Raw genomic sequence first — 13570 nt, 5'->3', positions numbered from 1 at the left:
AATCTAGTCATGACCCAATCAAAGACCATTGTCCTCGTGCACGGTGCCTGGCTCAATGCCAGGAGCTGGAACGGCGTCAAGGCCCGCTACGAGGCGCGCGGCTACACCGTGATCGCCCCCGACTGGCCGCTCGACGATCGCGATCCGGCTGACCTGCGCGCGGCCCCTCATCCTGGCCTCCACAAAAGCGGCCAGCGGGAAATCGTCGCGCATTACGAAGCGATCATCCGCGCATTGCCGGAGCAGCCGATCCTGATCGGTCATTCGGTCGGCGGGGTGTTCGTCCAGCATTTGATGGACCGGGGAATGGGCGTTGCGGGCGTCGTGATCCATCCGGCGCCGACACCAGGGGTGCCGCTCTATCCCCATGCAATCGTCTCGGCGCTGCCCGTGTTTCTCGATCCGTTCAGCCGGAACAGGGTCAAGCATATGTCGCGCCGCTTCTTCGCACGTCGTTTCGCCCAGACCGTGCCAGCCGCACAAGCCGATGCGCTCTATGATCGCTATATCATCCCAACGCCCGGGCGGGTCTATTGGGACGGCGTCATCAATCCGATGAAGATCGACTGGCGCAATCCGGCGCGCGCGCCGATGCTGCTGATCGGCGGGGGCAAGGACCTGATCGCCGACGCAGCGATGACGCGCGCCATCTTCGCCAAACAGAAGAAAGCTCCTGCGCTGACCGAGTATCGCATATTCCCAAATCGTTCGCATTGGACATTGCTCGACGAAGGTTGGGAGGAAGTCGCCGACACAGCGCTGGATTGGGCAGAGCGTCATCAACGCGCTGTGACTGGCTGATCGTTACTGCCTGGACGGCAGAACTGCAGTTTGAACAATCTGCTGGATCCAGGCAGCTGCTATTGAAACCGAACCAGATTCGCCACTTAGCGTTTAATTTTTGATCCCGAAATGCCAATTGTCCGCCTATCGCCCCCTTTGTGACAGCCTGCTAAAGTTGCGAGCGTTCACGCTTGGTGTTTCGAACTATTTCCGCAACTTGGAGCGTTAATCGGTCTGGGTGGCAGCCATTCCCTGTCGGACTGCCAAGCTGAGCCAAGAAACGCAGTTGGCAATATCTTTTCCAGCGAAGCCTGTGGCTTTCGGAGCAAGGCGTCTTTAGATGTTGGCCTGAAGGCAATTGCCTTCGACCATGTCGGTGCCCATCGGGCTTAAAGGGGAAGATGGTGAGGCGTGTCGCGCCGATTCCATCGCTGTCCCTGCAACTGTAAGCGGCGAGTCGCCGGGCCATATGCCATTGGGAGCGATCCTGAGAAGGCGGCCTGGTCGGCCCTGACCCGCAAGCCAGGAGACCTGCCGACACGGGTCGCTCTTGCCCCGGCCCAGGGACTGGCCCGGACACGGTTTTTCCGTTCGAGCGGCATGAAAGCCCCCCGCGTGTCCATCTGGACGCGCGCATTCGACGTAAGGATCGCAGATGGACCATCAGGACGATATCAATGCACGCCACAACGCCAAGGCGAGGAAACGCCAGGCGTTCATGCAGGACAAGATTGCACGGAAAACCGAAGAAAAGGGCCTTTTGATCGTCCACACGGGCAAGGGCAAAGGCAAGTCCACCGCCGCGTTCGGCATGGCCTGCCGCGCGCTGGGCCATGGCATGAAGGTCGGCATCGTCCAGTTCATCAAGGGCGGATGGGCGACGGGCGAAAAGGCCGTCTATGCCGCCTTTCCGGGGCAGGTGGATCACAAGGTCATGGGCGAAGGCTTTACCTGGGACACGCAAGATCGCGCCCGCGACATCGAATGGGCGCGCGCGGGATGGGACGAGGTTAGGCGGATGATCGCCGATCCAAGCTATGCCCTCGTAATCGCCGACGAACTCAACATCGTGCTGCGCTACAACTATCTGCCGGTCGAAGAGGTGATCGCGGGCTTGATGGATCGTGACACCATGAAACATGTCATCGTCACGGGCCGCAATGCACCCGATGCCCTGATCGAAGCGGCCGATCTCGTCACGGAAATGGTGCAGATCAAGCATCATTTCCAGACGGGCGTGAAGGCACAGAAAGGTATCGAATTTTGACCGCCGCCGCAGGGCTGTCGCTTGGAGCGGGAATCGTCGTCGCAGCGCCTGCTTCGGGTGCGGGCAAAACCATAATCACCATTGGCCTCCAGCGAGCGCTGCGTGATCGGGGGCTGCGCATCCAGGGCGCGAAATGCGGGCCGGATTATCTCGATCCGGCCTTCCACGAAGTCGCGACCGGACGGCCGTCGATCAACCTGGATGGCTTTGCGATGGACGGACCGCTGCTGCGGGGACTGGCGGCGCAGGCGGCGAGTGAGAGTGATCTCGTCATTGCGGAAGGTGCCATGGGGCTGTTCGACGGCGCGCAGGCAGACGGCCGATCCGGCGCTTCGGCGGATGTCGCACGCTTGCTGGGATGGCCCGTGCTGCTGGTCGTCGATGCCCGCGCTGCGGCCCAGTCGGTCGCTGCCGTGGCGCATGGCTGCGCGACCTTTCCGGGTGCCCCGCCGATCGCGGGGTTCATCGTCAACCGCGTGGCGAGCGTGCGCCACGCCGCCATGGTCGAAGAGGGCTTTGCGCGCGCGGGCCTGCCCCTGCTCGGCATGGTCGGGGCGGAAAAGACCATGGAGATGCCCTCCCGCCATTTGGGCCTGGTGCAAGCCAGAGAGACGGGCGAACTGGACAGTCGCATCGCTTCAATCGCTGATCATGTGGGCAGCCAATGCGATCTGGACGCGATCGTCAAGGCAGCGGCCCCCGCCAAGGACGCGGCATGTCAGCCCGCCACCATTCGCCCACCTGGCCAGCGGATTGCGGTGGCGCGGGACAGCGCCTTCAGCTTCTTCTACCCGCATCTGGCGCAATGGTGGCGCGCGGCGGGCGCTGAACTCTGCTTCTTCTCGCCGCTTGCCGACGAAGCGCCCCCTGCCGACTGCGACGCTTGCTGGTTGCCGGGCGGCTATCCCGAGCTTCATGCCGGGCGGATTGCGACCAACGCGCGCTTCCTGTCGGGGCTGCGCGCGTTCGCTGCCGATCACCCGGTCCATGGAGAGTGTGGCGGCTATATGGTGCTTGGCCGATCGCTGGAAGATGCAGACGGCGTCGTCCATGCCATGGCCGGATTGCTGCCGGTGGAAACGAGCTTTGCCAAACGACGCATGACGCTGGGCTATCGCAAGGCCACCTTGCGTGAAGACACCCGCTTCGCGTCGGCGGGACAGTTGCTGCTCGGCCACGAGTTCCACTATGCGACGATACTGGCGGGCGAGGGCATACCCCTTGCCGACATGGCCGACGCCCAGGGCCATGCGTTGCCACCCGCCGGACATCGCAACGGCGACGTGACCGGCAGTTTCTTCCACTTGATTGCCTGATGCTTCCCGCCTAGAGGTCAGAAATTGCGACAGGTTCCCCGCAAGGGGATCAAAAGGGAACGGGGTTCAAGACCCCGGCTGCCCCTGCAACTGTGAGCGGTGAGCCATCGGCCAGATGCCATTGGAACCTTCAAGGTTCTGAGAAGGCGGCCGAACCGGCGTTGACCCGCAAGCCAGGAGACCTGCCCGTCGCAGTCGTTCTTCGTCCGGACAGGGTGTGCCGGTCGAACGAGGATATCCTCGCGCAACGACAGTTCGACCGTGCGTGTTCGCGCGGCGTGGTGTCGTGCGTTCTGCGCCCGTTCCTGCTCCGCGTCGTGCGCGCCCGGTCTTGTCAAAGACGGGGGAATAGTAATGCGTATAATCTTGCAAACCAGCTTGGCCGTACTGGTCGGCCTTCCTGTAGCCGCCCTGGCCGAGCCCTTGGCGGCAGTCGATGCCGGTAGCGTCATCATCGTGTCGGCGCTGCGCACGCCAACGCCTGTCGATACCGTCGCCTCCAGCCTCACAGTTCTTAACAAGAAGGCGATCGATGCATCGCAGGCACCTGTCGTGTCGGACCTGTTGGTCCGCACGCCAGGCATCAGCTTCACCCGCAATGGCGGCTATGGCACGGCGACATCCATCCGCATCCGCGGTGCCGAGGGCGACCAGACCGTGCTGGTCATCGACGGGGTGAAGCTGGCAGACCCGTCCTCGACCGGTGGCGGCTATAATTTCGCGACACTGATGACCGGCGACATCGACCAGATCGAAATATTGCGCGGGCCGCAGTCGATCCTGTGGGGCAGCCAGGCGATCGGTGGCGTGGTCAACATCGTGACGGCAACGCCCGATCGCGCGCTGGAGGCGTCCGCCGATATCGAAGCCGGATCGCGCGATACCGTCCATGCGCGGGCAGCCGTGGGCGGGCGCAGCGGCCCCGTTCACTGGCGCGTGGCAGGGGGGCGCTTCACAACCGACGGCATCTCCGCGATCAGCCCGCGCTTTGGCGGCAAGGAGCGGGACGGATATACCAACAGCACGCTCAACGGGCGGGTCAGCCTTGCCCTGTCGCCCGACGTGTCGATCGACATGCGGGGCTATTATGCCAAGGGGCGCGCCGACATCGACAGCGCCGGATCGGTCCCGGACAGCCCCGAATATTCGCTGGTCGAGGAGTGGACCGGTTATGCTGGCCTCAATGCCGATCTGTTCGACGGCGCGCTGCACAATCGGCTGGGGTTTAGCCGTAGCGAAACGGTGCGCGACAATATCAATCCGTTGAGATTGATACGGCCGGAAAGTTTCGCCGCAAAGGGGCAAACCGATCGTTACGAATATCAGGGTACGCTTGGCCTCGCTCAAGGCTGGACCATCGTCTTCGGTGCGGAACGCGAAGAACAGACGATGCGCTCTGCCTCTCCCCCCAACAGCCTGGCCAGCTATGCCACCATCCGGGCGTCGGCCGATATCGACAGCCAATATGCCCAGGTCAGGATCGAGCCGGTCGTCGGCCTCACGCTCAATGGCGGGCTTCGCCACGATCATCATTCGGCCTTTGGCGGCAATATGGTGTTTGGCGGCGGCGCGGTCTGGTCGCTGTTTGACGATCGCACGATCCTGCGCGCCAGCTATGGCGAGGGCTTCAAAGCCCCTACCCTTTATCAGTTGCACAGCGAATATGGGAACATTGCGCTGGACCCGGAAAAGTCGCGCGGTTGGGACGTCGGCGTCGAGCAGCATCTTTTCGACCGCAAGCTGATCCTGTCGGCCACCTGGTTCGAGCGGAACACGGACAATCTGATCACCTATAATGGCTGCCCAACGAGCAACCGCCCGCCGCTTTGCCTTGCGCCAGGAACGACCACGCCGCGCGCCGGCTATTATGCCAATATTCAGCGGAGCGAGGCGCATGGTTTGGAGATGGCAGGGCTTGCCCATATCGGCCGCCTGACCGTCGACGGCAATTATAGCTGGATCGTGGCGGAAGACCGGTCGCCGGGCCTGAATTTCAGCAACCAGCTTGCGCGCAGGCCGCGCCACGCCGCCAATGCGACGGCGCGCTATGCCTGGCCGTTCGGCCTCAACACGGCGGTCGCCATGCGATGGTCAGGCGAGACGATCGACACGGCGCGGACCAGTGCCACGGTGACGCCCTTCGTCAACCGCGCTTATACGATCATCGACTTGCGCGCGGAGATGCCGGTGACGCAGACCCTCACCCTGTTCGCGCGGGCCGAAAATCTGTTCGACGACTATTATGAAACCGCGCGTCGCTATGGCCAGCTTGGCCGCAGCATCTACGCCGGGTTCCGGGCGCGGCTGTGATGACCCGCCCCTATCCCCATCCCCGTAAAGCCAAGGAGTGCCTGTACATGCAGCCTATGTCCCCTGCCGCCGCCCGCAATCTGTGGATCGGATCGATGACCTTCGCCAGCATAGCGACGACGCTGGTGCTGGCCTGCGCCACGCCCTTTCCCGCTCTGGCTGCGCTCGCGACGCTCTATGTGCCGCGCACGGCGGGGATCATCCTCATGCTGGCCGCCTGGTCGGCGTCGCAGGCCGTCGGCTATTGCCTGTTGGACTATTCGCTGACGGCGCAGAATGCCGGATGGGCGTTCACCCTGGCGCTGGCCGCTATGGCCGCCTTGCTGGTGGCTGATCACGCGGTCAGCGCCTTGCCGGTCCGGTCCTCCTTTGCGCGGCTCGTCATCGCCTATATCGCTGCCTTCGTCGGGTTCAAGCTGGTCGTTCTGGTCGGTGCCGTGGCGATGAACGCAGGCTATGCAGCGTTCACGCCGGACATCCTGCTGCGGCAATTTGTCCGTTACGCCCTTATCCTGGGTGGCCTCCGCCTGTTCCAGCTTCTGCTGGAAAGCGGCGGGTTGCTGCGGCGCGATCTGCGGGCGGCGGCCTGACCATGTTGCAAGCGGTCAAGGATGGGCCTGCCATCGTCGCCTGCAACAGCTGTCGCTTCTCCCCCGAGGAGCGGCAGGACGCAAATGGCGTGTTCGGCGGAGGGAGGCTGGTGGAGGCACTGCACCAGGTCAAAGCGAGTTCCAACCGCTATGATGGCGTGGACGTCCAGGAGATGCCCTGCCTTTTTGCCTGCAAGGCGCATTGCACCATCCATCTGCGTGCGCCCGGCAAGATCAGCTATGTGCTTGGGCACTTCCTGCCCGACGAGGCGGCGGCGCGGGCTATCCTCGACTATGCCGTGCATTATGCCGAGAGCGAAGATGGGCGGGTAGCCTATGCGCAATGGCCCGACGGGGTGAAGGGCCATTTCATCACGCGCGCGCCGCCCGTTGGCTTTGTGGCGACATAAGCGTCCAGCTGAACGGGATAGCTTAGACTCGCACCGAAGTTCTGCGGGGTGATTTCGGCTGGGCTGAAGGCAAAGCTCTATCCCGTTTAGGTCGTTGGTCGTTGGTCGTTGATTTGTAAGTCCCCGTTCAGGAGAAAAACTGCCTACTCAATTCCGCGATCGAACCATTCCAGCCTGTCAAAGGGGAAGTCCTGATTCCCGCAATCGGGCGTTCTGCTCCGTTCTCGGGACAATGATTTTGTGCTCTCGGTTCGCACCGATCTTGATCAGGACCACGCTCCTTGCCTCCCTTGTTCCCGCATGGCCTCAATGAATACGCGAACCGCAGGCATAGCCGCCCGACCGGGATCGTAGAGCAAGCTTACCGGCATGGGGGTCGGGGCATGATCCGCCAGCACCTCCACTAACTGCCCGTTCGCGATGCGCGGGGCCGATTGGTAGCTCAGCACATTGGCGAATCCCACCCCCGCCTCAGCAGCGGCGATGGTCGCATCGATGCTGTTGACGATCAGGCGGGGGACTATATCCACGATATTGTCGCCCCCCCCCGTACACCCCGGAGATCAAGCACAGTCAGAAGGGCAAGCTGCCGACCTGTAAAGAATGGCGGACCTACCAGATGCCAGATCACTACCTCCTTCTTAGGTCAGCCTTCAAGGTAGACTTTGCGTCCGATTATTTGGAGGATCTGGAAAAGCCGTAATCCCGATCGGGTCAGCGCCTGCCAGATCGCTTCCCCTGAACGAGCAGTATCTGCACCTCAGCGCCGACACCCCCCTTGCAACGCTGTGTAGATTTGGCATTCTCACTTCCGGCGGGCAGATCCATGAGGACCATGGATCATGCTGAGACTAACCGCACGCGAACGTCTGGCCGAGCTTGAGACGAGACAGCGCAAATCGTCCAACGAGATCGACGCTGCGCGCATCTCCGTGCAATTGCGCTATGCTGCTGTTGTCCAGGATCTGTCGGTAGAAACACGGACTGAACGGGAGTTGCGCGAGCTGCGGCAGCTCTCAATCCAACGTGGTGGCGCAGCAGCCATTGCCGCCCTCAAGCCCCCGCTACCACCCAAAATGCCTGGCAAGAAGTCGAAGCCGCCAAGATAGGCGGTCGATCAGTGATGAGAATGCTGACCTAGCATTATCGCGAAGATCACTGCCTAAACCCATCGCCCAAATCGCAGCACCGTGCCTTGTGTATCGGGGCGGGCGGGCCCGTTGAGGCGCGCTTGCCGCCGATAGGATGTTGCGTCCAAGCCACGCCTTCGATGACAAATTTGTGAAAAGAACATTTCGGTTTAAAACCGACTTGGCGCTGACGTCGCCGCTGTTACTCTTCTCCCGTTCCGCTGAGCAAAGTGACCCCGGCTCTCCTCCACGGCCGGGATGGGCAGCAGCCCGGCAGTGAGCGGACCGATGCGCGAGGATCGCGTCGTCAATTTGGACAGTGTCGCCGACAGGCCAACCCATATGAGGAGAAAGTCATGTATATGTCACCGCGTCTCGCAACCTTTGTAGACGACTGCAGAGAAGTTAAGGACGAATTTGCGCTTAAGGCGCTGCTCGGCGAGGCAACGCCCTCGTTGGGTTTCGAGCAATTCGCCCTCGTTGATCATGTGGATCTGATCGGTCCGCCCCACGACACTATGGTGATCACCAGCTACCCTGAAGGCTGGATAGAGCGATCCCTGCTACGCAACTATTATGTCGACGACCCCGTGCATGCAGCCAGCACGAAAACGGTAACGGCCTTCCTGTGGAGCGTCATTCCCGCCATGATCAGGATGACGAAACGACAACGTCACATCCTCGAAGAGGCCAAGCCATTCGGTTTGCGCGAGGGCTTGACCATCCCGGTGCAGGCGGCCGGCGAATATAGGGGAAGCTGTTCGTTCGCAGGACGCGAGACTGTCAGGCCCACCGCCGACCTGTTAGGGGCCGCTCAAGTCATCGGCATGTTCGCGTTTGAAGCGGCGCGCCGTTTGCAGCGTGCGCGATGGGCACCTGGCACGAAAACGCCCGACATTCCCGCGCTCAGCCAGAGGGAGCTTGACTGCATTGCCCTGGTTGGATGCGGTAAGGGCAATGCCGAGATTGGGGGTATCCTCAATATTTCACCGAACACGGTCCGCCAATATATTGAGGATGCCATGCGCAAATATGATGTCTACAAGCGAACCGAGCTGGTCGTCCGCGCCCTGTTCGACGGACAGATTTGCTACCGCGCCCTCAATATCAGAAGGTAGATCTTCCAAAGCCGCACGCTTTGCGTGCGGCACTATCTTCGGTCCCCCACTCCCCGCCATCCCTCTTTTTGGAGGAATTGTTCCCCCGTCCCTGTTGCGCGACGCTGACTTGCCAACCGGACAAGGGAGCCGACATGATGCAAATCATTCGAGGCGGGAGCCTCCAGGAACAAACCGTTCTTCGATCCATGTATGAGGCGCGCAAGCGCGTCTTCATCGATCTGCTCCGCTGGGACATCCCCGTCCTGGCCGGACGCTATGAAATCGATCAGTTCGACGGTCCATCGACCATCTATCTGATTGCCGCCGAGCGCGACGGCACCCATCTGGGATCGATGCGGCTTCTGCCCACCAGCGGCCCCAACCTTCTTGGCGATATCTTCCCTGAACTGTGCGATCAGGCACCGCCCGCGAGTGCCACGATCTGGGAGATATCGCGCTTCTGCCTGTCTCGCGACTTGCGTGCGGCCGAGCGCCGTCAGGTCCGCGATCACCTTGTGACGATGGCGGCCAGCTTCGCGCTAAAGGAAGGCATCGAGAGCTATTGCTGCGTGGCCGACATGCCCTGGTTCAGCCAGATCCTGTCCTTCGGGTGGGAATGCCGTCCGCTTGGCCTTCCAAGGACGCTGGCCTGCGGCATGCTGGGTGCGATGCAGATCATCATCTCGGAAGACACGCCCGCGTTGATGCAAGCCGCCGGCGTCTGGCGCCCTGCGCCCGTTCAATTCGCCGCGGCTGCCGCCGCATAGGAGAAACGACCATGGCACATTTACCCGATACTCCATGTGCAGAGTTTCACGCCGATCTACTGCTCGACCAGGGCTATTGCATCATTCCGCAGGCCATATCCCCATGTGAGGTTACAGCCCTGGCGTGCGACCTCGCCGACGACTTTAGCGCCACCCCGCTTTCGGCGGGGCCATTTTACGGCGACGATACGAAACGCTTTGGCAGTCTGCTCAGGCGGTCAGACCGGACAAGGGATTTCGTCCAGCATCCCATAATCCTCGATATCGTGCAGAAGGTGCTGGGTCCCTGGTGTGATCATGTCTCGCTCAACCTTACGCAAGCGATTGAGCTAATGCCCGGTTCGCGGAAGCAGGTGCCGCATCGCGACCAGGATATGTGGCCATGCAGCCGCCTGGTCGATCCGGCGCTCGGGGTCGAGTTTCTGGTCAATGTGATGTGGCCGTTCACGTCCTACACCCAGGAGAATGGCACAACCCATGTCTGGCCGGGCAGCCATCGGCGCTGCAGTGAGGTGCTGATCGATCCGCACGAATCCATCGTCGCCGAGATGGAACCGGGCGCGGCGCTCCTGTTCCTGGGCTCCACGTTGCATGCCGGCGGGGCCAATCATTCGCTCGCGCCCCGCCGCGGCATGATTATCAGTTATACACTGGGATGGCTCAAGCCTTATGAACTGCAGTGGCTGGCCTACCCGCCCGAAGTCGCGCGCGCATTCGATGCCGATCTGACCGATTTGCTGGGCTACCGCATTCACCGACCTAATCTTGGCAACCACGAGGGACGCTGTCCTTCCCTTCTGTTGCGCGATCCGGGGCGGCAGGTTGGCGCGATCGACATGCTGGCCCCCGAGCAGCATGCTCTGATCGACGCTTTTCGGGCCGGCGAATTGTCGGCGCCGGTCACCGGCTGAACGGAAGCAGGGATAGATATTCGCGTGCATCGACAGGGGATAAAATGCGGCACAACGACGACGATCTGGAAGAGGCCGCAGCGAGGCGGCGGCATAAACGGCTGCAGACGTGCCGGGCACTGATCGAGGAACGTCGTCTGATCGAAAAGAGCCTGGGCACTCACCTGTGCACCAATCCCAACTGGGACATGTTGCTCCATCTGTACCAGGCCGAGCTGGAAGGTTTTGCGGTCTATCAGTCCGCCCTCTGCACGGTCGCCAACATCCCCCATTCAAGCGCGCATCGGTGGACCGCCAATTTGGCCGGGCGGAGGATATTGACGCGCCGTCCCGACCCGCGCGACAAGCGACGGATCACGGTTCGGCTGGCACCGCCTATCAAGGACGCCCTCGACCAAGTCATGGACGGTGCATATGCGGCAGCCGCCACATTCGTCCATCGTTGCGCCATCGATTCAGATGGCATATGATGCGCGATGCTCAATGCGTAAGGATAATGCGATGCGGACGACCCTGGTGATCGATGATGATGTCATGGCGGCGGCGCGTGCGATTGCCAATCATCAGCATAGTTCGATCGGGCGCGTCCTGTCGGATCTCGCCCGCAAGGCGCTCCGTGCGCCCGAAGCGACGCGCACGCGCAACGGGATCAGTCTCTTGCCGGCCAAGCCTGGGGTCGTGGTGACGCAGGATATCGTCAACGCCCTGCGTGATGAGGCGCCATGACCTATCTTCTGGACGTCAATGTTCTCGTTGCACTGATCGACCCCAACCATGTCGGTCATGAAGCAGCGCACCAATGGTTCGAAGCGGAAGGCAGAAAGGCTTGGGCGACTTGTCCTATCACCGAAAACGGCTTGATCCGGATCGTCGGCAATGTCCGCTATCCCGCAACGCCGGGTTCTCCAGCCGAGGTCGCGACGATCATGGCCCAGATGTGTAGGCTTCCTGGTCACAGTTTCTGGCCGGACGATATCAGCCTGCTGACCGCAGACCATGTCGATGCAAGCCAGATCCTGACGTCAGCGCAGGTGACCGACACCTATCTCCTTGCCCTTGCGGTCGCCAACAGAGGCAAGCTCGCGACGTTCGACCGCCGCCTGACGCCAAACGGGGTGGCCGGGGGCAAGGACGCGATCCACCTCATTGGACATCAGTGATGCGTACCGACCTTGACCACCTCCCAGCAGCCAAGCAGCGCGAACTCGAAGAGGTTGTGCGCATCTTGTTCGCCGAGTTTCGGGAGGCAACCGAGAATGCGACCGGCCGCAAGAAGTCGGCCCGCATCCTCAAGATCATCCTGTTCGGTTCCTATGCCCGGGGCGATTGGATCGATGCGCCCTTCGATGCCAATCAGTATAAATCCGACATGGATATCCTGGTCATCGTCAACCAGAAGGAACTGGCCGACGTCGCGGCCTATTGGTCGGTCGCAGAGCAGCGCCTCATCGACGCCTATCTGATCGAGAAGCGCATCAATACGCCAGTGCATTTCATCGTCCACTCACTCCAGCAAGTGAACCAGGGCCTCAGCCATGGCCGGGTCTTCTTCATGGAAATCGCCGAACAGGGCATCGCCCTCTACGAGGCCGACGATCGCGAACTGGCCAAGCCCAAGCCCAAGACGCCGTCGGAAGCAGCAACAGCCGCGCAGGACTATTTCGACGAATATTTTCCTGATGCGATGAGTAATTTTGAGCTGGCCAAAGTGGCAATCGAGCGAGACTTCAAAAAGCAAGCGGCCTTCTTACTCCATCGTACAGCCGAAGCTCTCTATCAGGCTATCCTTTTAACGCTGACATTTTACACCCCGTACGATCACAATATCGCCTTCCTCCGACTACAGGCCGAAGGTAGAAACCCCGCGCTTTTCGATGTTTGGCCTCGGGGCTTACGCAAGGAACGCGCAATGTTTCAGAAGCTGAAGGACGCCTATGTGAAGGCGCGCTATTCTAAGCATTATCAGATCGATCTGGAAGAACTGAACTGGCTGGCTGAGAGGGTAGAGATCCTCGGCCGGATGACACATTCCATATGCACAGCCCATGTCGCGAAACTTCGCGAAAAGGCAGCCCATTGACGCTCTTAGACTGTTATCTGCGCAAAGAATTCTACAGCGGAATGACCAAGGATGGGACATTCGCGACAGTCAGGTTCCGAGCACTGATAATGGGATAACGGACATTCCGGCTTGGAAATACCGATCGCCGCTGCCGCCAACAAAGCCGCCATTCAATCCGCTAGAACACGATCCCTGATAGCGGCCTTTCGTTCACCTCAGGATTGAGCGGGAAAGTTCAGCCAATCCGTCAGGGTCTAACCGCGCTGAAAGCGCATCTTTCTGCAGCAACCCTTCGGTAAGGTGGGGATGGAACTTCTCAAATAGCAGGTTCGGCGAATGGCCGAACAGATCTAAAGGCTTGCCGCTCGCCATTGCTGAAAGCGCCTCGATGAGCGGAGGCGTTTCGTCGTTTCCAAAGACTTCAAGTAAGCCATCGTGTGTCTGAATCGTAAATCCGCTAGCGCGCAGGGCAAGGGCCAGCGTTGTGGTACGAACCGAGCCTGTTTTCGTGGCGAGGACTGCGGCCTTGTCGCCAAGATGCGCAATGCGACCAGGATCGAAGCGCAGGTGGGCGTATTGACATTGGGCTTCCTCAAGTAATTCCAGCGCTGTTGCATCCATGTAAATCGGGCGGTGGCGGCTCTCGAGTATATCGAACATTCTTTCGATCACCCGGTCATGGATATTCCCCGGGTCCCCCCCGAAAAGCGGGGGGACCCCGGCTTTGGCCGGTGAAACCATGATGATGCGGTCTCGGTCGAGGACCTCCAGGATCAGCCAGCGGCGTCCTGAGAAGATGAGCAGCATTCCCGGAGTTATCAGATTGTCGATTGGCAAGGTGCCAAGCTCCTTCCCCCCGGATATCAGGCGGTACTCCTCGGGCGTCTGGAAGACCGCATAGAAGCTGTAATGCTCGACCAGCCT

15 protein-coding genes, 1 pseudogene and 2 riboswitches are annotated in these 13570 nt (G+C 61.0%); of the genes and pseudogenes, 14 read left to right on the top strand and 2 right to left on the bottom strand.

Annotation, left to right across the window (positions count from 1 at the left end):
* Nucleotides 1-9 precede the first annotated feature (9 nt).
* The 6 genes from HHL08_RS20000 (at nucleotide 10) to HHL08_RS19975 (ending at nucleotide 6676) form a co-directional block, all read left to right on the top strand.
* Nucleotides 10-801 carry an alpha/beta hydrolase gene (locus HHL08_RS20000; protein ID WP_169574779.1) on the top strand — a complete coding sequence of 264 codons (792 nt, stop codon included), beginning with the start codon at nucleotides 10-12 and terminating at the stop codon, nucleotides 799-801.
* A gap of 340 nt (nucleotides 802-1141) precedes the next feature.
* A riboswitch (cobalamin riboswitch) is annotated at nucleotides 1142-1336 on the top strand.
* Nucleotides 1337-1438: 102 nt separating this feature from the next.
* Complete coding sequence (gene cobO / locus HHL08_RS19995) at nucleotides 1439-2050, top strand: cob(I)yrinic acid a,c-diamide adenosyltransferase (RefSeq protein ID WP_169574778.1); 612 nt, start codon at nucleotides 1439-1441, stop codon at nucleotides 2048-2050.
* A complete protein-coding gene (locus HHL08_RS19990; RefSeq protein WP_235955181.1) occupies nucleotides 2047-3366 on the top strand; it encodes a cobyrinate a,c-diamide synthase in 1320 nt (439 codons plus the stop codon). The genes cobO and HHL08_RS19990 overlap by 4 nt, the downstream gene beginning before the upstream one ends.
* A gap of 14 nt (nucleotides 3367-3380) precedes the next feature.
* Nucleotides 3381-3570: riboswitch (cobalamin riboswitch) on the top strand.
* Between the two features lie 162 nt (nucleotides 3571-3732).
* Entirely contained in the window at nucleotides 3733-5676 is a 1944-nt protein-coding gene (locus HHL08_RS19985; protein ID WP_169574777.1) for a TonB-dependent receptor plug domain-containing protein, read from the top strand.
* A 47-nt stretch (nucleotides 5677-5723) separates the two neighbouring features.
* On the top strand, nucleotides 5724-6266 hold the full coding sequence (locus HHL08_RS19980; RefSeq protein ID WP_169574776.1) for a hypothetical protein: 543 nt from the start codon (nucleotides 5724-5726) through the stop codon (nucleotides 6264-6266).
* Nucleotides 6267-6268: 2 nt separating this feature from the next.
* Nucleotides 6269-6676, top strand: coding sequence for a DUF1636 domain-containing protein (locus HHL08_RS19975; RefSeq protein WP_169574775.1), 408 nt, complete (start codon nucleotides 6269-6271; stop codon nucleotides 6674-6676).
* 266 nt (nucleotides 6677-6942) lie between these two features.
* On the opposite strand, the gene HHL08_RS19970 is transcribed toward HHL08_RS19975, so the two are convergent.
* A complete protein-coding gene (locus HHL08_RS19970) occupies nucleotides 6943-7206 on the bottom strand; it encodes a LysR substrate-binding domain-containing protein (protein WP_328804703.1) in 264 nt (87 codons plus the stop codon).
* 312 nt (nucleotides 7207-7518) lie between these two features.
* On the opposite strand from HHL08_RS19970, the gene HHL08_RS19965 reads away from it, so the two are divergent.
* The 8 genes from HHL08_RS19965 to HHL08_RS19930 all read left to right on the top strand — a co-directional run bounded on the left by HHL08_RS19965 (nucleotide 7519) and on the right by HHL08_RS19930 (nucleotide 12664).
* Nucleotides 7519-7785: a hypothetical protein gene (locus HHL08_RS19965; RefSeq protein ID WP_169574774.1), complete on the top strand. Its 267-nt coding sequence runs from the start codon at nucleotides 7519-7521 to the stop codon at nucleotides 7783-7785.
* A gap of 377 nt (nucleotides 7786-8162) precedes the next feature.
* Nucleotides 8163-8924 carry a LuxR family transcriptional regulator gene (locus HHL08_RS19960; protein ID WP_169574773.1) on the top strand — a complete coding sequence of 254 codons (762 nt, stop codon included), beginning with the start codon at nucleotides 8163-8165 and terminating at the stop codon, nucleotides 8922-8924.
* Between the two features lie 134 nt (nucleotides 8925-9058).
* Nucleotides 9059-9673 carry an acyl-homoserine-lactone synthase gene (locus HHL08_RS19955; protein WP_169574772.1) on the top strand — a complete coding sequence of 205 codons (615 nt, stop codon included), beginning with the start codon at nucleotides 9059-9061 and terminating at the stop codon, nucleotides 9671-9673.
* An 11-nt stretch (nucleotides 9674-9684) separates the two neighbouring features.
* On the top strand, nucleotides 9685-10584 hold the full coding sequence (locus HHL08_RS19950; RefSeq protein WP_169574771.1) for a phytanoyl-CoA dioxygenase family protein: 900 nt from the start codon (nucleotides 9685-9687) through the stop codon (nucleotides 10582-10584).
* A 44-nt stretch (nucleotides 10585-10628) separates the two neighbouring features.
* Entirely contained in the window at nucleotides 10629-11054 is a 426-nt protein-coding gene (locus tag HHL08_RS19945; protein WP_169574770.1) for a MarR family transcriptional regulator, read from the top strand.
* 31 nt (nucleotides 11055-11085) lie between these two features.
* On the top strand, nucleotides 11086-11310 hold the full coding sequence (locus HHL08_RS19940) for a hypothetical protein (protein ID WP_206378001.1): 225 nt from the start codon (nucleotides 11086-11088) through the stop codon (nucleotides 11308-11310).
* Complete coding sequence (locus tag HHL08_RS19935; RefSeq protein ID WP_169574768.1) at nucleotides 11307-11744, top strand: TA system VapC family ribonuclease toxin; 438 nt, start codon at nucleotides 11307-11309, stop codon at nucleotides 11742-11744. Before HHL08_RS19940 ends, HHL08_RS19935 begins: the two co-directional genes overlap by 4 nt.
* Entirely contained in the window at nucleotides 11744-12664 is a 921-nt protein-coding gene (locus HHL08_RS19930) for a nucleotidyltransferase and HEPN domain-containing protein (RefSeq protein WP_043151692.1), read from the top strand. The genes HHL08_RS19935 and HHL08_RS19930 overlap by 1 nt, the downstream gene beginning before the upstream one ends.
* Nucleotides 12665-12856: 192 nt before the next feature.
* On the opposite strand, the pseudogene HHL08_RS19925 reads toward HHL08_RS19930, so the two are convergent.
* Nucleotides 12857-13570, bottom strand: a pseudogene (locus tag HHL08_RS19925) (DEAD/DEAH box helicase); the annotation flags it as partial.

The organism is Sphingobium psychrophilum (genome assembly GCF_012927105.1).
GTDB classification, from domain to species: domain Bacteria; phylum Pseudomonadota; class Alphaproteobacteria; order Sphingomonadales; family Sphingomonadaceae; genus Sphingobium; species Sphingobium psychrophilum.
The sequence above is the reverse complement of the archived record's forward strand: the minus strand, read 5'-3'. Positions and strand labels throughout refer to the sequence as shown.

Coding starts and splice junctions, on each gene's coding strand:
- HHL08_RS20000 (WP_169574779.1), top strand. CDS start 10: ATGACCCAATCAAAGACCATTGTCCTCGTGCACGGTGCCTGGCTCAAT.
- cobO (WP_169574778.1), top strand. CDS start 1,439: ATGGACCATCAGGACGATATCAATGCACGCCACAACGCCAAGGCGAGG.
- HHL08_RS19980 (WP_169574776.1), top strand. CDS start 5,724: ATGCAGCCTATGTCCCCTGCCGCCGCCCGCAATCTGTGGATCGGATCG.
- HHL08_RS19975 (WP_169574775.1), top strand. CDS start 6,269: ATGTTGCAAGCGGTCAAGGATGGGCCTGCCATCGTCGCCTGCAACAGC.
- HHL08_RS19965 (WP_169574774.1), top strand. CDS start 7,519: ATGCTGAGACTAACCGCACGCGAACGTCTGGCCGAGCTTGAGACGAGA.
- HHL08_RS19960 (WP_169574773.1), top strand. CDS start 8,163: ATGTATATGTCACCGCGTCTCGCAACCTTTGTAGACGACTGCAGAGAA.
- HHL08_RS19955 (WP_169574772.1), top strand. CDS start 9,059: ATGATGCAAATCATTCGAGGCGGGAGCCTCCAGGAACAAACCGTTCTT.
- HHL08_RS19950 (WP_169574771.1), top strand. CDS start 9,685: ATGGCACATTTACCCGATACTCCATGTGCAGAGTTTCACGCCGATCTA.
- HHL08_RS19945 (WP_169574770.1), top strand. CDS start 10,629: ATGCGGCACAACGACGACGATCTGGAAGAGGCCGCAGCGAGGCGGCGG.
- HHL08_RS19940 (WP_206378001.1), top strand. CDS start 11,086: ATGCGGACGACCCTGGTGATCGATGATGATGTCATGGCGGCGGCGCGT.
- HHL08_RS19935 (WP_169574768.1), top strand. CDS start 11,307: ATGACCTATCTTCTGGACGTCAATGTTCTCGTTGCACTGATCGACCCC.
- HHL08_RS19930 (WP_043151692.1), top strand. CDS start 11,744: ATGCGTACCGACCTTGACCACCTCCCAGCAGCCAAGCAGCGCGAACTC.